16 protein-coding genes and 2 pseudogenes are annotated in these 20,699 nt (G+C 48.1%); 13 read left to right on the top strand and 5 right to left on the bottom strand.

The genetic code is table 11. From position 1 onward, the window contains the following. Positions 1-84: 84 nt before the first annotated feature. Positions 85-1,920, top strand: coding sequence for a Na/Pi cotransporter family protein (locus tag GZ78_RS07695; protein WP_051785934.1), 1,836 nt, complete (start codon positions 85-87; stop codon positions 1,918-1,920). A 19-nt stretch (positions 1,921-1,939) separates the two neighbouring features. Here GZ78_RS07695 and ppx read toward each other — a convergent pair whose 3' ends face one another. Beyond that, on the bottom strand, positions 1,940-3,436 hold the full coding sequence (ppx, locus tag GZ78_RS07700) for an exopolyphosphatase (RefSeq protein WP_034834553.1): 1,497 nt from the start codon (positions 3,434-3,436) through the stop codon (positions 1,940-1,942). A 491-nt stretch (positions 3,437-3,927) separates the two neighbouring features. On the opposite strand from ppx, the gene trxA reads away from it, so the two are divergent. From trxA to GZ78_RS07725, 5 genes are all read left to right on the top strand, one after another. Then, positions 3,928-4,251, top strand: coding sequence for a thioredoxin TrxA (gene trxA, locus GZ78_RS07705; protein ID WP_034834555.1), 324 nt, complete (start codon positions 3,928-3,930; stop codon positions 4,249-4,251). Between the two features lie 594 nt (positions 4,252-4,845). After that, positions 4,846-6,105 carry a transcription termination factor Rho gene (rho, locus tag GZ78_RS07710; protein ID WP_034834557.1) on the top strand — a complete coding sequence of 420 codons (1,260 nt, stop codon included), beginning with the start codon at positions 4,846-4,848 and terminating at the stop codon, positions 6,103-6,105. A gap of 75 nt (positions 6,106-6,180) precedes the next feature. Further along, positions 6,181-7,647, top strand: a complete 1,467-nt coding sequence (ubiD, locus tag GZ78_RS07715) for a 4-hydroxy-3-polyprenylbenzoate decarboxylase (protein ID WP_034834559.1) — start codon at positions 6,181-6,183, stop codon at positions 7,645-7,647. A gap of 225 nt (positions 7,648-7,872) precedes the next feature. Next, entirely contained in the window at positions 7,873-8,607 is a 735-nt protein-coding gene (locus GZ78_RS07720) for an NAD(P)H-flavin reductase (RefSeq protein WP_051785935.1), read from the top strand. A 174-nt stretch (positions 8,608-8,781) separates the two neighbouring features. Next, positions 8,782-9,432, top strand: coding sequence for a TetR/AcrR family transcriptional regulator (locus tag GZ78_RS07725; protein ID WP_034834561.1), 651 nt, complete (start codon positions 8,782-8,784; stop codon positions 9,430-9,432). Between the two features lie 109 nt (positions 9,433-9,541). Here GZ78_RS07725 and parC read toward each other — a convergent pair whose 3' ends face one another. From parC to GZ78_RS30245, 3 genes are all read right to left on the bottom strand, one after another. Further along, positions 9,542-11,809, bottom strand: coding sequence for a DNA topoisomerase IV subunit A (gene parC, locus GZ78_RS07730; protein WP_034834563.1), 2,268 nt, complete (start codon positions 11,807-11,809; stop codon positions 9,542-9,544). Between the two features lie 87 nt (positions 11,810-11,896). Continuing rightward, positions 11,897-12,103, bottom strand: a complete 207-nt coding sequence (locus GZ78_RS30240) for an HNH endonuclease family protein (RefSeq protein ID WP_051785936.1) — start codon at positions 12,101-12,103, stop codon at positions 11,897-11,899. A 157-nt stretch (positions 12,104-12,260) separates the two neighbouring features. Beyond that, the gene (locus GZ78_RS30245; RefSeq protein ID WP_236631507.1) at positions 12,261-12,437 is read right to left on the bottom strand and encodes a hypothetical protein; all 177 of its coding nucleotides are present in this window, start codon (positions 12,435-12,437) and stop codon (positions 12,261-12,263) included. Positions 12,438-12,471: 34 nt separating this feature from the next. Here GZ78_RS30245 and GZ78_RS30250 point away from each other — a divergent pair. The 4 genes and pseudogenes from GZ78_RS30250 to GZ78_RS07750 form a co-directional block, all read left to right on the top strand. After that, positions 12,472-12,769 (top strand): annotated as a pseudogene (locus GZ78_RS30250) (hypothetical protein); the annotation flags it as partial. 259 nt (positions 12,770-13,028) lie between these two features. Then, complete coding sequence (locus tag GZ78_RS07740; RefSeq protein WP_034834565.1) at positions 13,029-14,216, top strand: sugar diacid recognition domain-containing protein; 1,188 nt, start codon at positions 13,029-13,031, stop codon at positions 14,214-14,216. Positions 14,217-14,304: 88 nt separating this feature from the next. Further along, entirely contained in the window at positions 14,305-15,570 is a 1,266-nt protein-coding gene (locus tag GZ78_RS07745) for a GntP family permease (protein WP_034834568.1), read from the top strand. A gap of 18 nt (positions 15,571-15,588) precedes the next feature. Beyond that, positions 15,589-16,722, top strand: a complete 1,134-nt coding sequence (locus GZ78_RS07750) for a glycerate kinase (protein WP_034834569.1) — start codon at positions 15,589-15,591, stop codon at positions 16,720-16,722. An 88-nt stretch (positions 16,723-16,810) separates the two neighbouring features. Here GZ78_RS07750 and GZ78_RS07755 read toward each other — a convergent pair whose 3' ends face one another. Then, positions 16,811-17,029, bottom strand: coding sequence for a hypothetical protein (locus GZ78_RS07755; RefSeq protein WP_034834570.1), 219 nt, complete (start codon positions 17,027-17,029; stop codon positions 16,811-16,813). Between the two features lie 216 nt (positions 17,030-17,245). On the opposite strand from GZ78_RS07755, the pseudogene GZ78_RS07760 reads away from it, so the two are divergent. The 3 genes and pseudogenes from GZ78_RS07760 to GZ78_RS07770 all read left to right on the top strand — a co-directional run. Next, positions 17,246-17,467 (top strand): annotated as a pseudogene (locus GZ78_RS07760) (helix-turn-helix domain-containing protein); the annotation flags it as partial. Between the two features lie 97 nt (positions 17,468-17,564). Then, on the top strand, positions 17,565-18,668 hold the full coding sequence (locus tag GZ78_RS07765; RefSeq protein WP_081869732.1) for an IS701 family transposase: 1,104 nt from the start codon (positions 17,565-17,567) through the stop codon (positions 18,666-18,668). Positions 18,669-19,265: 597 nt separating this feature from the next. After that, positions 19,266-20,687: an L-serine ammonia-lyase gene (locus GZ78_RS07770; RefSeq protein ID WP_034834572.1), complete on the top strand. Its 1,422-nt coding sequence runs from the start codon at positions 19,266-19,268 to the stop codon at positions 20,685-20,687. Positions 20,688-20,699: the final 12 nt, after the last annotated feature.

The following is a 20,699-nucleotide window of genomic DNA, read 5'->3' on the forward strand; positions in this document are numbered from 1 at the left end:
CAGTTTTGCGACAGATAAATTAATTGAAAAGTCCGGGCCGACAAGCCGATAACGACGATATTAAAGTTTCATTCTGGAATGCTTATGAGCTTTCAATCAGGCATGTTAGGCCGGCTTTTTTTACCTTCTATCATTGTGATGCTGATTTACGGATTCTGGGTCAGCCCCGAGTTTCGTGTAATAGCTGCCGGTGTTGCTATCTTTCTTTTTGGTATGGTTTACCTTGAACAGGGCTTCAAGGTTTACACCGGAGGTCTGCTTGAAGCCCTGTTAAAGAAAACAACCGACAAGGTCTGGAAAAGTTTATCTTTTGGTGTGATCTCTACAGCCTTTCTGCAATCCAGCTCTCTGGTTTCGGTCATTGTTATCTCTTTTCTGAGTGCCGGGCTGATAGGTCTCACTGCGGGTGTGGGCATCATTTTTGGCGCTAACCTTGGCAGCACTGCAGGTGCCTGGCTGGTTGCAGTCTTTGGCCTGAAAGTAAAATTATCTGCTTATGCCATGCCGCTGCTCGTAATAGGGCTGATTTTCAAATCTAACCGACATAAAAATATTAACGGGCTAGGCTACATCCTCCTTGGGATAGGCTTTCTATTCCTTGGCATCCATTACATGAAGGTCGGGTTTGATGCCTTCAAGAGTTCCATTGATCTCGTTGAATTTGCTATGCAGGGCTTTCTGGGCGTTCTGGTGTACACCGGAGTGGGCATGTTGGCCACGATCATTATGCAGTCAACCAACGCAACCATGGTTTTAACCTTCTCAGCCCTTGCTGCTGGTCAGCTCAGTTATGAAAACGCTCTGGCTCTGGCTATTGGCTCAAATATTGGTACCACTATTACAGCAATCCTTGGCGCAATCAGTGCCAATGCAGAAGGTAAAAGGTTGGCGGTTGCCCATCTCACCTTCAACATTATCACGGCAATCATTGCTATCGCTGCACTCAAACCTCTGATGGGAGCTGTCGACTATCTGGCCTCCGCTTATGGGATCGCAGCAGATAACTACACCCTGAAACTGGCTATCTTTCACAGCCTGTTCAACATCATTGGCATTCTGACGCTATTACCTTTTCTCAATAAAATGGTGCATTGGCTTCAGACACTTTTTATTGATAACTCACCACAGGTTCCCCTGAATCTTGCTGAAGATGAGTCTCTCAATGTAGAAAGAGCTATTTACCTGAACCCGGTGACTTTAAGCTATCCGGATACAGCCCTGAGAGCCATTACCAAGGAATGTGGCCACCTCTATCGGAATACTCTGGAGCTGATCTGTTATGGCATTTATCTCAGCGGTGAAAAGCTTCGAGAGTCGGACAACCTGGATGAGCTGGTTCAAAGCTGGCGAAGAGAAGAACAACCCTGGACCATCAAAGAGTTGTATATTCGCCACATAAAAGGCATCTATGCGGATATTATCCAGTATTCAGGCGCTCTGGAGGGACAACTACCAAAACAACAGGCTCAAGAGCTGTTTGCCCTGAAAGTCGCCTGTCGGGATTTTGTACAGGCCATCAAACACGTTAAACACATATATAAAAATATGGGCAAGTACACCAACTCCGAGAATGAGCAAATTCGAGAACAATACAATCAACTGAGGCTTTGTCTGGCTTCAGTTCTAAAGCTGGTTGACATACTGGGTGTTCGACGTAACTACAGTCATATTCGCGAACATACAGACCAACTTAAGAAAGAGCTCAGGGAAAGGGATGAGCACACAAACCAGACTTTGAATGAACTGATTCGCTCTGGCCAGGTCGATCCATTTGTTGCCAGTTCGCTATTGAACGACAGCGCACATGTTCACGATGCCTGCACCAGTTTGATTGATGGAGCCGTCATCATGCTCACAAGAGACAGAGAAGAATACCAGGAGTTTGATATGTCATCCGAGCAGCCAAAAACCGCAGCCTAAGGCTACGGCTGAGCATCACTCAATTAACATTCAATTTAAAGCCGACTTTATGAAGATACATTCTCTCTCGTTCGAAGTCGGCAGCTGTCAGTGGATGCTCTTTTAACCAACCTCGCTCGAAGCCAACATTCAAAGTACGACTGCCTGCTTTTAACGCATAATTTGATAATGCCACACCTCGTATGTGATTAAGAACAATCCCCATACGAAGGAGAACGGTCAGTTTCAGCAGGTGGTTACTATCGGAGTGTTCAAGCAATCCTTTTGGGATCCCCCTGCGGTGCCCTTGCACCAGCAGAGCCAATTTCCTTTGTCGCTCCTTACTGAACCCCATCAAATCCGAATGCTGTATCAGATAGGCTCCATGACGGTTGTATTGAGAGTGGGAAATATCCAGACCGACCTCACACACCAAAGAAGCCCAGTTCAACAACTCACGATCAGAAGCCTCAAGATCCCAGCTCTGACTTACCTGATCAAAACAGGCCAGAGCGTGCCTGTTAATCCCTTCTGCATTGGCCCGGTCCACATGATAACGTTCCATCAATGCAGATATGGTTCTCCCCCTGACATCTTCATGGCGGTCCCTGCCCAACATGTCATAAAGAACGCCTTCCCTGAGAGCGCCCTCTGAATATTGCATTTTCTCAAGCTCGAACGCATCGAAACAAGCCATCAATATTGCCAGTCCGGCGGGGAAAATCGCCTGACGGTCAGGCTTCAAACCAGGAAAACGAACCCTGCCAGTATGAGAAAATTCCAGCACCCGGCTTTTCAGCATGTCCATTTTATCCCGGGTAATAACTTCACCATGCCCCATAGCCGAGAGGATAGTGCTCACCGCCCGGATAGAACCTGAAGAACCCACAGCATCAACCCAACCCAAACTTTTGTAGGCCTGTTCAATGTTCAGAAGCTCCAGACGTGCCGCATAATAGGCTGACTGGAAACGCTCAGTTGAAAGCTCTCCACCAGGAAAAAAACGGTCGGTATATGCAACACAACCCATATGAAGGCTTTCCAGCAATTTAGGCTCAAAGCGCTCACCCACAATCAACTCGGTGCTACCCCCACCAATATCTACCACCACTCGGCGATCATTGTCGTCTGACTGAGTCTGTGCAACGCCAAGGTAAATCAGGCGAGCTTCTTCCCGACCAGCGATAATTTCAATGGGGTGATTAAGAATTTTTTCTGCTTTTTCAACAAAATGAGCGCTATTCTTCGCTTTTCGAAGAGCATTGGTTCCTACAACTCTGAGCGCTTGAAAGCATCTTCCTGACATATATTGGGCAAACTGCGCCAGACAATTTAGTCCTCTGGTCATGGCCTGTTCAGAAAGACAGTCGTCCTTACTCAACCCGGCAGCCAGCTGCACTTTTTCTCCCAGGCGCTCAATCGGCCTGATTTCACCCTGTTCCACTCTCGCAACAATCATGTGAAAACTGTTGGAACCCAGATCAATAGCCGCCACTAGTGGCTGGCTGTCGGACTCAATACGACCCTGGTCTGTCATAATGTTCTTCTTCGACACTCCCGCAGCCCGATCAATCCGGGTGTTAGATCTAACACCCGGAGCTGATGGGTCAACGGTTGGTTGAATGATCAGGCCACGACCATACAATCAATTTTGTCATGCATATCATGGCATTGGAGCTTGCATAAACCAGCAATATACCAGAAGGCAGTGGTTACGGCATATTTACTGTAACCCTGATTCGTCTTTCTTCAAGCCTTCGTGCACGCGTCATTAGCCGCGAATTTGTGACATTAAACAAGGCGGGGGACCAGCTTTCTGGAACTAAAAAGTCATCCAGTGTATAAATCTCATCAGTCATGAATTTACGAATGACTGAATCTGATTCAGACTATCAGCCATATACAAATAACCATAACTCTGTAAACTACCACTTATTATTAATCAGAGTGCCGAATTTGTTTCCAGGGTAGCCCCTTTGCTATGATTCGAGCTCTGACATTAAGCAAGATGGCTAGGAGATCCATTCCATGAGCGAAATTGTCAATGTGACAGACGCTACCTTCGAAGAGGACGTGCTGAAGGCAGAAGGTCCTGTACTGGTCGACTATTGGGCTGAATGGTGTGGTCCTTGCAAAATGATCGCACCCGTGCTGGACGAAATCGCACAGGACTACGACGGCAAGCTGAAAATTTGCAAACTTAATATCGATGACAACGAAGCCACTCCTCCAAAGTATGGTGTTCGCGGTATCCCAACCCTGATGCTGTTCAAAAGCGGCAACGTTGAAGCCACCAAGGTTGGAGCATTGTCCAAGTCTCAGCTGACAGCATTTCTTGACAGCAACCTGTAATAGAACCATTCTTCTTGCTTCAGAAGCATTCAGAGGCAAACTGGTACTCCTGCTCAAAAGGCAGATGAGCTACCAGGAACCAGCCGGATGATCAGTCATCATCCGGCAGCTTCAAGATGTTGTTGCTACCCCACATATATCAGTCTGAATAATCTGGCTTCCATTAATCTGCTCAGGATGAGGTTCATGGACTTAAAGCCACAGGCAGGGAACAGCTGTTCTATGCATGCTCCGACGGGAAATATTTCTCAATTAATAGCTTCTGAAAAGTTGACGTAACAGGAGTTCTTGATTATTTTCCAGAAAAGGATATAGACTGTGAATTCGGGAGTTATCAGATCTGCTTGTTTCAGGCATGACTTTTAGAGATGTTCCTGGAGCCTTAGCGGCCCTTCTGATAAGCAGTAGAAAATACTCCGGCCACGTTTGTTTCAAGCTTGTCTTTTCGATTTAGGTCATAGCTTGAAAGCTGTTTTTAATGAGCTTAAGCAGGCATCGATATTGAACGATGCTGAATATAATAATCTCAATAATATCCGATCTTCCTGCAACTACGACGGCCATTACCTTTCAATTTAACGTTCGCGAACTGTTATGCATCTTACCGAACTGAAAAAAAAATCTGTTCCTGAACTTCTGGCGATCGCTAATGAAATGGGCCTTGAAAATCTGGCCCGTTCCCGGAAGCAGGATGTAATCTTCTCAATCCTGAAGCGCCATGCCCGCAGCGGGGAAGACATCTATGGCGATGGTGTTCTTGAGATCCTGCAAGATGGCTTCGGCTTCTTGCGTTCCTCCGACAGCTCATACCTGGCGGGACCTGATGACATTTATGTTTCACCCAGTCAGATTCGTCGTTTTAATCTGAGAACCGGTGATAGCATTGCAGGTAAAATTCGACCACCTAAAGAAGGTGAACGTTATTTTGCCTTGCTGAAAGTTAATGAAATTAACTTTGATCAGCCTGAAAATGCACGTAACAAAATTCTGTTTGAAAACCTGACGCCATTATTTCCTCAGAATCGCCTGATTATGGAAATGGGTAACGGTTCTACAGAAGATTTAACAGGCCGCATCATCGACCTGGTGGCTCCAATCGGTAAAGGCCAGCGTGGTCTTATCGTATCGCCACCCAAGGCAGGTAAAACCCTGATGCTGCAAAATATTGCGGCAAACATCACGCGAAATAATCCTGAATGCCATCTGATCGTTCTGCTGATTGATGAGCGTCCAGAGGAAGTGACAGAAATGTCTCGTTCCGTTCGTGGTGAAGTGGTTGCTTCTACCTTTGACGAACCACCATCACGTCACGTACAAGTGGCTGAAATGGTTCTGGAAAAAGCCAAACGCCTGGTTGAGCACAAGAAAGACGTAGTGATCCTGCTGGACTCCATTACCCGTCTGGCTCGTGCTTACAACACCGTCATTCCTTCATCCGGTAAAGTTCTGACCGGTGGTGTGGACGCCCATGCTCTGGAGCGCCCCAAGCGTTTCTTTGGTGCCGCCCGTAATATCGAAGAAGGTGGCAGCCTGACTATCATGGCTACCGCTCTGGTCGATACGGGTTCCAAGATGGACGAAGTTATCTTTGAGGAATTCAAAGGTACCGGCAACATGGAACTGAATCTTGACCGTCGCATTGCCGAGAAGCGCGTATTCCCTGCAATCAACTTCAACAAGTCCGGCACACGTCGAGAAGACTACCTGACGACCGAAGAAGAGTTGCAGCGTATGTGGATTCTTCGCAAGATTCTGCACCCAATGGACGAAATTGGTGCCATTGAGTTCCTGCTGGATCGCATGAAGCACACCAAAACCAATGAAGAATTCTTCCAGGCTATGAAGCGGAAGTAATCCCTCATTCTCCGGGGGATGAGCATCAGCTCATCCCCATCCTCTCTCTACCACCAGCCTCAGCTTATAATTCCAATGAAATACAGGGACCTCCGGGACTTCATCAAGCTGCTGGAAAAGCAGGGTGAACTCGTCAGAATCAAGACTGAAGTCGATCCATACCTAGAAATGACTGAAATCAGTGATCGAACCCTTCGAAAGAAAGGGCCGGCACTGCTGTTTGAAAACCCAAAAGGCTATGACATGCCCGTACTGGCCAATTTGTTTGGCACAGAACGGCGGGTTGCTCTGGGTATGGGGCAGGATAACGTCAGCGCACTTAAAGAAGTTGGGCAACTTCTGGCTTACCTGAAAGAGCCTGATCCACCCAAGGGCTTTCGTGATGCACTGACAAAACTTCCTGTATTCAAACAAGTACTGAATATGGGGCCCAAAGTTGTCAGCAAAGCGGCCTGTCAGGAAGTAGTTCTAAAAGGTGATGAGATAGACCTGAACCGGATCCCTATTCAAACTTGCTGGCCCGGTGACGCGGCTCCTCTGATCACCTGGCCTCTGGTCATCACCAAAGGTCCTGAAAAAGAACGGCAGAACCTTGGCATTTATCGCCAACAGCTCATTGGCAAAAACAAATTGATTATGCGCTGGCTCTCTCACCGTGGTGGTGCGCTGGACTTCCGTGACTGGCAACAAAAGCACCCTGACAAGCCTTTCCCTGTCACAGTGGCACTAGGCGCTGATCCGGCCACGATCCTGGGTGCAGTCACCCCTGTTCCTGACAGCCTTTCAGAGTATGCCTTTGCCGGCCTGCTCAGAGGCAGCAAAACTGAACTGGTTAAAAGTATGACCAATGACCTTCAGGTTCCTGCCAGTGCAGAAATCGTTCTGGAAGGTCATATCTACCCCGGAGAAATGGCCGATGAGGGCCCGTTCGGGGACCATACCGGTTACTACAACGAGGTTGAACGTTTCCCGGTCTTCACAGTGGAATGCATCACTCACAGGCGTGACCCCATATACCACAGCACCTATACAGGCAGACCACCCGATGAGCCAGCCATTCTGGGTGTAGCCCTGAATGAGGTGTTTATACCCATTCTGAAAAAACAGTTCCCTGAAATTGTGGACTTTTACTTGCCACCGGAAGGGTGCTCGTACCGAATGGCGGTGGTCACCATGCGCAAAGAATATCCAGGTCATGCCAAGCGGGTCATGCTTGGTGTATGGTCATTTCTCAGGCAGTTCATGTACACAAAATTCGTGATTGTCACTGATGACGATGTGAATGCCAGGGACTGGAATGATGTAATCTGGGCCATGACGACTCGAATGGACCCCAAGCGGGACTGTGTTTTTGTTGAAAACACCCCCATCGACTACCTGGACTTTGCCTCACCGGTTGCAGGCCTTGGCTCTAAAGTTGGCTTTGATGCTACTAATAAGTGGTCTGGAGAAACGGACAGGGAGTGGGGTCAAACCATCACTATGACAGAAGAAGTCAAAGACAGGATTGATGCACTCTGGGATGAATTGGGTATAGACTGAAACAGTATCAACTCTGGATAATTGCCTGACCTCCCAGGAGCCATACCGTTCGCACTGAGCCTGTCGAAGTGCATTACCCGAATCGTTCGACAAGCTCAGGATGAACGGAGTATGTATGTGTATTCTCGCTTGGTAGAATAAGGTGATACCCAGTTGCTTTTTTATCGCAATCAGCAGCGACATTCATAACCTCCTGCTGACTGTGACTTTCCGGAGGAAGGCATTGTGCAGATATCCAAACCGTCTAGCCTGCAATGCTCTGTAGCCGACACCCAGCTTCTCAGTTCCGACATCTACCGGGTCAAACTGACCATCGAATCAAACTGCTTTCCTGACTATTATCCGGGTCAGTATTTGATGGTCCACCTTCAGAATAATGAAAGCAGTTGTTTTTCTATCGCCTCTGCTCCCAAAAAAAACCAACAACATCTGGAACTGCATATTCAACGGCTGAAAGACAGCCCAAACTCTCAGCAGCTGTTTCAGGAAATAAAAGAAGGTGTACTGAATATCAGTTTACCTGCAGGGAATTGCTACCTTCCAGACACAATAGACACACAACAACCACTGCTTTTTATTGCGGCCGGGACTGGCTTCTCCCAAATGAAAAGTATGATTGAACATTGCCTGCGTCATCAGCATAGCGGAGAGATACATCTCTATTGGGGAGCCCGAACCCCCGCAGATTTCTATCTGCCAAGCCTTCCAGTGCAATGGTCTGGCAAGGGTCTTCATTACCATCCTGTCGTCAGTGAAGCCAACCATGAAGATGACTGGTGTGGACGCCACGGATTACTTTATGAAGCTATTCTGGCTGATCGGGAACAGCTCATCGATTGCCAGACCTACCTCAGTGGCTCACCAAGAATGGTCTATACGACATATGACGCAATGATCGAGAATGGATTCCCGAAAAAAAACCTATACTCTGACGTTTTTGACTACGCATCCAGAAAATAACATTTGTGAAAATTTCGCTATCCTCCTGAATTTCAAATAAAAATCCTGACTATTTGGCAGAAAAATAAAACACCATTGTCGTGATTTAAATATTTGCAGCGAATGGCAATTGCGTGACTCTTGTCTATATTCATAGTCGATAGTCATAACACCTAATCAATATACGGAGATTTTATGCAATCTTCCGCTGCCAAGGTTCAGCAGACGGCCGTGAAGAGCAGCCGCGTACGCCAGAAGAACATCCAGGTCATACTGCAAGCTGCGGAGGACGAGTTCGTTCTTAGTGGCTTTAAAGGGGCTTCAATCAGGGATATTGCAAATAGAGCTGGATTGCCAAAAGCCAATGTTCATTATTACTTCAACAGCAAAGTAGACCTTTATAGCGCTGTACTCAGTCATATTATGGAACTCTGGGAAGCCGTTTTTTCCGGCCTGAACAAAGAGGATGATCCGGCTTCAGCTTTTCGTCAGTATATTCAGGCAAAAATGCAGTATTGTTTGGCACATGCCAATGCTTCGCGCATTTTCAGCAGTGAAATCATTCATGGAGGGCAACACCTTAAAGAGCACTTTGAGCACTTCAAGGCATGGATTAAAGAGAAATCACTGGTGATTGAGTCCTGGGTACAACAAGGAAAAATGGATCCGGTCGACCCTTTACATCTGTTATTCACGATCTGGGCTACTACCCAGTATTATGTTGATTACAGCCCTCAGGTAGCCTGTGTTATTGGCAAGGAGGCTTTATCAGAAGAGGATCTGGAGGCTGCAACAGAGCACCTGTGCAACCTCATCATAAAGGGTTGTGGTATCAGGAGTAGCTGATCACACAACCATTCGTTTAATAAGCCATCATGGGTTTTTAACTGCCGCAGGAGCTCCCGGCTATAAAAACCCTGTTGTCATGGCTATTAAATTGCAGCATTTTCAACGCTTAACTTTCTTCCTTCTCGTCCGCCCGAATAACTTCAACTGTATCCACTTTCTGGAAGCCACGGGGCAACTTGTTACCTCTGCGGCCTCTCTCTCCGTGATAATGTTCCATGTCTGCAGGCTTTAAGGTCACATGGCGCTTCCCAGCATAGAGCACCAGAGAGTCATTCGAACTCATAACCGACAGATGAACCATCAGTTCAATCCGATCCGATGCCCGGGCTGTAGGAATATTGATAATCTTGTTCCCCTTACCTCTTGCCAATTTAGGCAGCTCAGAAAGAGGGAATACCAGCATACGTCCTTCATTGGTGATAGCTGCCAACACTTGCTCTTCTCCTGTCACCGGAATGGGCGACATGACCTGAGCATATTTAGGCAGTGTCAAAAGCGCTTTACCGGCTTTGTTTTTACTGACCATATCACCGTGTTGAACGACAAAACCGTATCCGGCATCACTGGCCAACAAATAGCAGTCTCCGCCATCACCTACACACAGTCCTTCAAATGTGGCTCCGGAAGGTGGGTTCACCCGCCCGGTCAGCGGCTCTCCCTGACCCCGGGCAGAGGGCAGGGTATGAGTCTGAATAGAATAGGCACGACCGGTAGAATCTATAAAGATAGAGGATTGGTTACTCTTGCCTTTGGCAGACAATCGATACTTATCCCCAGCCTTATAGTTCAGGCTGGTTGGGTCAGCATCATGGCCTTTTGCACAACGCACCCAGCCTTTTTCAGATAACACTACTGTCACTGGATCAGACGTCATCAGATCGGTTTCTGAAAGAGCCTGAGCTTCCTGGCGAATCATCAGTGGAGAACGGCGGTCATCGCCAAACTCTTCAGCATCCGCCTTGATTTCCTTTTTGACCAGGGTTTTTAGACGACGCTCGGAGCTCAGTATTAATTCAAGATTCTTGCGCTCTTCTTCCAGCTCTTTCTGCTCTGCACGAATCTTGATTTCTTCCAGCTTGGCTAACTGGCGCAGCTTGATTTCCAGAATGGCATCAGCCTGAATCTCAGAGAGACCAAATCGGGCCATCATGACGTCTTTTGGCTTATCTTCAGTGCGGATAATGTCAATGACTTCATCAATATTCAGGAATGCTGCCAACAGCCCCTCAAGAATATGAAGCCTTGCCAGTACCTTGTCCAGACGATACTGCAAACGACGTCTGACAGTATCTGTTCTCCAAACCAGCCACTCTTTCAGCATGGTTTCTAGAGATTTAACCTGAGGCTTTCCATCCACGCCGATCATGTTCATGTTGACCCGATAGGTCTTTTCAAGATCAGTCGTGGCAAACAGGTGGTTCATCAAACCATCCACATCAATGCGGCTGGAGCGGGGAACAATCACCAATCGGGTGGGGTTTTCATGATCAGACTCATCCCTCAGGTCTGCCACCATAGGTAGCTTCTTTGCCTGCATCTGGGCAGCAATCTGCTCAAGAATCTTCGCCCCTGACGCTTGATAAGGCAGAGCAGTAATAATGATCTCCCCACTGTCTTTCTGGAAGACAGCTCTCATTCTCAATGAGCCACGTCCCTGCTCATAGATCTTCTGAATTTCATCCCGGGGAGTAATGATTTCAGCATCCGTTGGAAAGTCAGGTCCCTGAACATGCTCCAGCAGCTCAGTAGTCGTTGAGCCCGGATGATCCAGCAGGTGAATACAGGCGTTAGCCACTTCCCTCAAATTGTGGGGAGGAATATCAGTCGCCATTCCTACCGCAATGCCGGTAGTCCCATTCAACAGCAGGTTAGGCAGCCTGGCAGGTAACGTAGAGGGCTCTTCCAGAGTCCCGTCAAAATTAGGTACCCAGTCAACGGTGCCCTGGCCCAACTCTCCAAGCAATACATCCGAATAACGGGTCAGCCTGGATTCGGTGTAACGCATGGCAGCAAAAGATTTGGGATCATCCGGAGACCCCCAGTTTCCCTGCCCGTCCACCAGCGGATACCGATAGGAGAAGGGTTGTGCCATCAATACCATGGCTTCGTAACAGGCGGAATCGCCGTGGGGATGAAATTTACCCAGAACATCACCCACCGTTCGGGCTGACTTCTTGAACTTGGCGGTATTTTTCAGTCCCAGTTCGCTCATCGCATAGACAATACGACGTTGCACGGGCTTAAGGCCATCACCAATATGGGGCAGGGCGCGATCCAGAATGACATACATTGAATAATTCAAGTAAGCGCTTTCTGTATAAGCCCTCAGTGACTGACGTTCTATTCCATCATCGCCGATGAAGGTCTGTTCCATTCTCAATAAACCTTGGGAGCTTTAAAAGTGGGCTAATCGGAATATCATAATACCCAGATCGCCGAGAGGACAGTCGAATGAGCTTATTCATCCTTGTGGCTGTCTTGAAACATAAGGATTCATCCAGCCCTGAACCTCAGAAATCCGGATATTACGCTCAATTTTCCACGGTGTTGCCGAATAAAATCGATCCCAGGCTTCATAGAGTTTTCTTTGATCTTTACCGAGTCTGAAAAGGTAACGATCTGCCATATCTCCAACCGCAGATACCAGATTATGGAAGTTGGATTCCATTTTGCGAAAGTCGGGATTCTTTTTACATCGCTTTCGGCCTCCTTCCTACCAGCACTGCAACTGATGACCAAACTCTCAAGCTGGCACTGCATGCTCCCACTCAACTCTTGAGGCCCGTTTTTTCTGTTTGCGAACCTCGTAACCGCACGAATCAAGATCAGGTACCAGCTTCTTGCCCTGTACCTTGATGTCGCTGCCACAATAAAAGCTGTTGATCGACGTAGATTTTCACCGCTTCCCGCTTGGCCTTGGAAAAACTGGCAGGCGCAGACCAGACAGAAAAGGGTAGAGAGACAAAGCAGGCTAAAACCAGTAAACGAAAAGCAATGGACACAAATCAGACCCGGACATAAAAAACTCAGGTCTGATGGAAGAAAGGTCTGAACCAGTTGCTTGAGCTGATCATGAAGCGACAAATCAAAAGGCTGGTACTCTCGTAAAAAAGAATCCCACAAGGACAGACTGCTTCGGTTCGGTGCCGAGTGGGTCTTTTCGCTCTGTGACATACAGGGCATTGAAATTATCATCATCCACAAAGGCGACCAGCCATCGTTTGAAGAAGAGCGGGCTAATGATGTGTTGGAAATCATTACCGTGTTTAGGGGGCTGACCGAGAATAGACAGCCCGGCCTAAAACCCAGAAAGAACGGCCATCTTTTCTACTGAATTTTATGCTCGGACGCTATTCTCGGTCAGCCTCCCGGGTCGTAGTCATAGCGACGCCTCGTTTTAAACTGCTGTCGTATTTTTCCCAAAAACAGATGAGTCACCTCTCTGCTTTGGAGCTTGTGCGTTTGAGCAAAGGGATGCTGCACGCGAAAGGCGCGAAACCTATCGAACCTCAACCATAGGGTCAATGCGCATTGGCCGCTATCGCTGTAAGCGCTAATATCTTTGGAACTAAAACCTTGCTGTACCAGATGCCATGCCTGTATACCTGACAGAACCTGTAGCCCAGCGCATTGTTGACCGAGCCATGAGTATTATTGGCCGTAACGTCAACGTTATGGATAGAACAGGCATTATCATCGGAACAGGAGACAGCGACCGGCTACACAAGATTCATGAAGGAGCTGTCCGGGTTCTGGAAACCGGTAATCAATACGACATTGATAAAACCAACGCCGACAAGCTCAAAGGAGTACAACACGGCATCAACAGGCCGATTCGTTTTCGCAGGGAAGTCGTGGGGGTAGTGGGTGTTACAGGAACCCCTTCGGACGTATCGCAGTTTGCCGATCTGGTCGTTATGACGGCCGAGCTGATGATTGAAAATGCTTCCGTTATGTCAGAGATTCACTGGAATCAACGACAGCGGGAAAACATTATTTCTGAAATGATTCATGGAGAAGCCGAGTCGGACGATCTCTTTGAAGTCCGAACCCGCAAGCTGGGCATCAATCCCCACATAGCCAGAGTTGCTCTTCTTTTCAGCCTGAAAAGTGAACAGGGCAAGGACCTATCGGTTGAGAAAGTCGAGCACATTCAACAATTATTAAAGTACAACCACCCTGATGACCTGGTTGCTCTTATCTGCCCAACCCAGATTGTGCTTTTGCATACTATTGATGACTCTATTACCTGGCACCCTGATAATATTCTCAAATTCTTGAAGTCACTCATGCTGCGTATAGAGAGCCTGGGGGAAATACAGTACCGGGTCGCACTGGGGCGTTTCATTCCAGGACTCAGAGGTCTGCCTCTTTCCTACCAGAGTGCCCAGGAAGCCATGCAGCTGGGTCTGGAGTTGGAGCCCGAAAAAAAACTCTATCGCTATTTTGACTTTCAACTCGACAGTTTGCTGCTGGAACATGTTGGAAGCTGGAAGGGAGAAGAACTCAGATCCCTTGCCAAGCCTCTAATAGACGTCGACAGTCGAAAGATTTTAAGAAAAACCCTGCGTACCTACATTAATCAGCACACCGACGCCAATGCCACAACCAAAAAGCTGCACATTCATCGCAACACACTCACCTATCGGCTGGATAAAATCCACCAGCTGACAGGAAGGAACCCCAGACGTTTTGACGACCTGATATTTTTGCATTTTGCTCTGCGACTGTATGAAATACAGAATTGTGCAATTGCACAAAATTCACATGAAAATTATTGAACAATCTGTTCAACACCACGATCACTCTTTGCACGCTTATCCCGATAATCACCAGCATTCCAAATAAATTTTTTATGCTGGCGTCCCAATGATCCAAATAACAACCTTGGGGGCTCTTAGTGGTCTCGCAATCTCTATCGCCCTGATTCTTCGTAGAGTTCCACCTGCCTACGGCATGATGATTGGTGCCTTATTGGGCGCACTGATTGGTCTGGCTGATCTGGCAGAAAGTGTCACTCTGATGATTAATGGCGTTAAAGGTATCACGCCTTCCATACTGCGCATTCTGGCCGCAGGTGTACTGGCTGGCGTTCTCATTGAGTCTGGTGGAGCCAACGTCATTGCAGAAAAGATTGTAGATGCCGTGGGCGAAGCGCGCGCTGTGATTGCTTTGATTCTTGCTACGATGCTGCTGACCGCTGCCGGTGTATTTGTTGATGTGGCTGTCATCACGGTAGCCCCCATTGCCCTGGCTATTGCCGGCCGGGCCAACATTTCTGTTTTGGCAGCTCTGGTTGCCATGGTTGGCGGTGGTAAGGCCGGTAACCTTATCTCTCCAAACCCCAACACTATTGCAGCAGCCGATGCTTTTAACCTCCCTTTGACCGATGTCATGATGGCAAATCTGGTGCCTTCCCTGATCGGATTGATTGTTACCTATGTAGTGGCTAAATCTCTGGTTAATAAAGGACCCGGAGTTAATCCGGAACTGCTCGTTGACCATACTTCTGACAGCCGTCGTCCAGGGCTATTAGCAGCTCTGACCGCTCCTCTGGTGGCCATTGCGCTTCTGGCTCTTCGTCCTGTTGCTGGCATCGCTATCGACCCCATGATCGCCTTGCCGTTGGGTGGTGCTGCAGGAGCTCTGGCTATGGGCCGCTTTAAGGACATCAACACTTTCGCCATTGGTGGGCTGCAACGTATGAGCGGTGTTGCCATCATGTTGATCGGTACTGGTACTCTGGCAGGCATTATTGCTAACTCCGGCCTGAGTGACTCTCTTGTTGAGCTTTTAAAAGCTTCTGGCCTGCCGGCTTACCTGCTGGCACCTTTCAGTGGCATGATGATGTCAGCGGCTACAGCCTCTACCACCGCTGGTACAGCAGTTGCCTCCAATGTATTTGGACCTATTATTCTGGCTCTGGGTATTCCTTCACTGGGTGCAGCAGCCATGATGCACTCTGGTGCAACGGTTCTTGACCACATGCCCCACGGCAGTTTCTTCCACGCGACCGGTGGCAGTGTTGGTATGAACATTCGCGAGCGACTGAAGGCAGTTCCCTACGAAACGCTTATCGGTTTCAGTATGGCTCTGACGTCTACCATTATTTACGGCATCCTTAAGATCGCCTGACAGGGAAGAGTAAGACTGATGAAAATTGTCATTGCCCCAGATTCTTTTAAAGAATGTCTGACAGCCGCTCAGGTAGCATCTGCGATCGAGACCGGCTTTAAAGAGATTCTTCCTGATGCTGAGTACATCAAGGTACCTGTTGCAGACGGCGGAGAAGGCACTCTCCAGTCTCTGGTTGATGCCACAGGCGGACGCCTTATAGAAGTGCCCGTAACGGGCCCACTGGGTAACCAGATTCACGCTGAGTTTGGTGTACTGGGTGATGGCAAAACGGCTGTTATCGAAATGGCCAGAGCCTCCGGACTGGAATTGGTCAGCCCGGAGCAGCGCAACCCAATGATTGCCACTACTTTTGGTACCGGTGAGCTGATTCACAGTGCTCTGGATATTGGCGTTGAGAAAATAATCGTCGGCATTGGTGGCAGTGCAACCAATGATGGCGGTGCCGGCATGATGCAGGCTTTGGGTGTTCGTTTACAGGACGAGGAAGGAAAAGAACTGCGCTATGGGGGTGGCCAGCTAAAAAACCTCTGTCGTATTGATGTCAGCAAAATGGATCAGCGCCTGAAGTCCGTAGAATTTATCGCAGCTTGTGATGTCGATAACCCCCTGACCGGTGAAAACGGAGCCTCTGCCATCTTTGGCCCACAAAAGGGTGCCACTGCAGAAATGATCAAGGCTTTGGATCAGTCTCTTGAACATTATGCTCAAATGATGGAGCGCGAGCTGGGTATTTCAGTCCTTGATGTCCCGGGAGCTGGCGCTGCCGGTGGCATGGGCGCCGCCCTGCTGGGCTATCTCAATGCCCGACTGGAGCCCGGTATTGAAATTGTCATGGAAGCTGTTGACCTGGCTGAGAAAATTAAAGGCGCCAATCTTGTTATTACCGGCGAAGGCCGAATTGATGGCCAGACTGCACAAGGGAAAACACCAGTGGGCGTTGCCCGTATTGCCAAGTCAGTTGATCTCCCGGTAGTGGCATTGGCCGGCTCTGTAGGTCAAGGTGTTGACGCAGTTTACTCGCAGGGGATTGATGCCCTGTTTCCTGTCGTGCATGGCGCAGTGAGTCTGGAGCAGGCATTAAAAAAAGGGAAAGAAAACCTGGTCAGGGCAGCCAGGAATCTGGCAGCAGTAGTCACAATGAAACTTTAAAAACCTTCCAGACCAAAAGCTTTTCAGGGGCGAATCATGCAATGAGTACTTGCAATATGATGGCCCCTAATACTTCTATGAAGAAGAATTACTCTTCAACCGGAACCAATACTTCGGATAAATGGCAGCTCAACATGCCAGCAACAAAAATAGTCAACGCAATACCTGCACCAGACTGTGCTGATGCCCAAAGAGAACCTCCCTGCACAACATAGTAGTACGCTGTTCCAATAAATAACCAGAGCCACCAGAAGCCCAGCGAAGCAATAGCAGCCACCTTCAACAGCGCCGACAACGCAATTCTCATCTTTATCTCTTCCTCATTATCAGATGTCTATGACGATATAAAAATTCAAACCGTGAGCTACTAGACTAGCGTCGGGAACAACAATGAGGCATCAGGGTTTAACGCAATATTGTTTTTGATAGTCCTGCAACCCTTGTTATTAAAGGATTTCGTCACCTATACCCGTGACCATTGAAGATGCTTGATTTTTCAACGAGTTTTTAACACGCTTCACAAATGCCAAAATTCACGCTAACACCTCAGCAAAAAACAGCATTGGAATCTCGCCACAAGAAGTCGCGAGATGCTCGAGAGTGTGACCGTATTAAAGCGGTATTACTGAGATCTGAAGGATGGGCAATCCCCTCAATTGCTCAGGCATTAAGAATCAGCGAATACACTATCAGCCGACACTTGGATGATTACCTGAAAAAGGAAAAAATGAAGCCTGAAAATGGTGCTCGGGTTTAGAGAATCATAAGCACTAACGTTTTATATTTTTCGAACTCGAATAAAGTTAAGAAACCGTTCTGATTATCACAACGGAACGGTTGCCATGCTCACTTCAGAACAGAAAGTTATCCTCCGGGAGCTTTCTTTATATACAACATTTCTCACAGGCGCGCTATCATCAATTGCGGCACCAACGTTCTGCGAGTTGCTTCTGGGGAGTATGATTTCTGGTGAAGGGTTTCTTACACAAGCCCTTCTGGTAATTCAATATGAAAACGTCTGGAGCAGCTATCACCATTGGGTCTCACAGGGCAAGTGGCGATGGCGAGATCTGGCCCACCGTCTGATATTGCTGGTTTGCTCCAAAGTACCTGACGGCCAGATCACTTCCATTATCCTCGACGACCTGACAATTGAGCGGTGCTCTGCCAAAGCTCCGGCATGCAGAATACATCGCCAGCACAGCAAGAAAAAGAACCGTGGTCTTTATATCCTTGGTCAATGCTGGGTTTTTCTGGCGATTGCCTTCCAGCGGCCATCAGACAAAGTGCACACCGCTATTCCTGTGATGACATTTCCGTCTCCCAAATCAGGAAACATCAGCAAGATTAAAATGGCAAAAGCCATGCTTAAATCTGTACGGCAGTCCCTTCAGGGGCGGATACTGCGGCTGCTCACTGACAGCTGGTTTATGAATGGCCCCATGATGCAACCCGCACTCGAACTAGGTTACGAAGTCATTGGTCATATCCCCAAGAACCGGGCACTTTATGCGCTTCCTGTTGAAGCAAACCCACCTTCTCCCTTTAAGCGGAAAGGACGCAAGCGTATTTATGGTGCCAAAATGACGCCCGAGGAAGTAGAGAAGTTACCGGAAACCATGATGACTGTCTGGCTTTACAGAAAATACCGGACCGTCTCATTCCGTTCCTGTATTTGCCGTGCCCGTTTTCTGAAAGGTCGTATTGTCCGTGTCGTCTGGAGTCGCTTCGAAAATGACAAGGGACAAACAGAAACCAAATTATTTCTCTCGATTAATCCTGACCTGGAAGCCCATGAGGTGCTTTTGGCTTACTCGCTGAGATGGCCTATAGAGCCCATGTTTCAACAGCTGAAACACGAATTCGGATGTAAACATTTGTGGCAACGAAGGCTCAGAACAGTGTTGCGATGGATGCATAAAATAAAATGGCGGGGTATGCATTGATGCAATTACTGACCATTTGTCAAAATCCAGCGGCTATTGCAATAGCCAAAATCGCCTGAAGGCTCCCGGATACCGTCACAGCCGGAACGCTTAGGCGCGCAATGTTTTGGATTATTCCGCAGTTTCGAATTCGTGACTGCTGGAACCGATATGAGCAAAAATTAGAGCTGGAATTACCAGATAAAGACGAACGTTCGGGAAGTATTTTGCCAAAGGCAACATAACTGAACGCAAAAGCAACTATTTAATGAGCTCAGGCAGGTTTGCGTCCTACGCCTGGCGGTGTTGGTTGTCTACATCCTACATATTTTACCGAACGTTCATGTTTTTAAAACTCTAAACCTGAACACCCATTAATACCGGCAGTTTTTATCCTTCCGTGTATACCGTGAAACGCGCTCCTGCCAAGAATAAGTATCAGTCCAGACCCATCTGTTTGAACTGGTCACAGGCATTATCGCCATTACAGGCTTTATTGTTTCACAGCTTATCTGATAACGGTTACCCCCGGCGGGCTGTGTACATATTCGTAATGAGAAATGTCTGGCTATCAAGCACACTAGCCAGACGACAATAACCAAAAGTTGACAAAACGGCATGCTGAGTATTTTTGATATTTTCAAAGTTGGTATTGGTCCATCCAGCTCCCATACTGTCGGGCCCATGTGGGCGGGCCAGCGCTTTGTGTCCGAGCTCCATGAGAAAGCAGGTATCGATAAAGCAGCTACTGTTAAAGTCAATTTATATGGGTCATTGGCCCTGACAGGGCATGGGCATGGTACCGACAAGGCCACGCTGCTGGGCCTGGCCGGCTTTCAACCCAACACGGTTGACCCTGATGAAGCGGATAATATTGTTGAGCTCATCAAAACGAACCAGAGCATCAAGCTGGCAGGGCATCACCCGGTCAGATTTGATTACGACGCCCAAATGGTTTTCCATAATGAAACCTGTTTGCCCGAGCACCCTAATGGTATGCAGATTCTAGCCAAAGACAGAGACGGTATTGTCATTCATGAAAATACCTACCTGTCGATTGGTGGTGGTTTTATCAAAACACTGGCAGAATTCTCCCAACCTTCTACATCTGCCGATTGCAAAGACACCCCTGACGACGCTGAGATCCCCTACCCCTTTCGCTCAGCAGAACAACTGTTAACACTCTGTCGTGAAAATAACCTTTCTATTGCCCAGCTGACGATGGCCAATGAACAGGCCAGACACCAGGGCGATATTGATGCCGTACACAGCAAAATTGACAGCATCTGGTCAGTGATGAAAGCCTGTATTGATCGCGGTCTTTCTCAAGAAGGCCACCTGCCTGTTAGTGGTATCAAACGAAGATCATCAAACATGCACAAGCATTTGATGGCCAACACTGAAGCCATGCTGAGCGATCACTTTGCCATCATGGACTGGGTGACCCTTTTTGCCATGTCGGTGAATGAAGAAAATGCCTGTGGCGGTCGTGTAGTAACCGCCCCCACCAATGGCGCTGCTGGCGTTATTCCAGCGGTTCTAGCCTATTACACACGTTTCATTTCCAGAAATAATACGCAAGGGATCCGCGACTTTATTGCCACGGCCGCAGCGATTGGCTCTCTTATCAAGATGAATGCTTCGATATCCGGTGCGGAGGCTGGCTGTCAGGCAGAAGTTGGCTCCGCCTGCTCTATGGCGGCAGCAGCTCTGGTCGCTGTTCAGGGCGGTACCATTGAACAGGTTGAGAATGCTGCTGAGATTGGTATGGAGCACCATCTGGGTATGACGTGTGACCCAATAGCAGGATTGGTACAGATTCCTTGCATTGAGCGAAATGGCATGGCAGCCATCAAGGCTATCACCGCTGCTCGTTTGGCCATGCGTGGTGACGGTACACATGCCGTATCACTGGATAGCTGCATTGAAACCATGTACCGCACCGGTTTGGATTTACAGGCGAAATACCGTGAAACCTCATTGGGTGGACTGGCCATTTATGCTAGGGAAGCCAAAGAATATAACGCGATAGTAGCCTGAACTCACAGGTGG

The sequence above is a fragment of the Endozoicomonas numazuensis genome, assembly GCF_000722635.1.
In the GTDB taxonomy this organism is placed as follows: Bacteria; Pseudomonadota; Gammaproteobacteria; order Pseudomonadales; family Endozoicomonadaceae; genus Endozoicomonas_A; species Endozoicomonas_A numazuensis.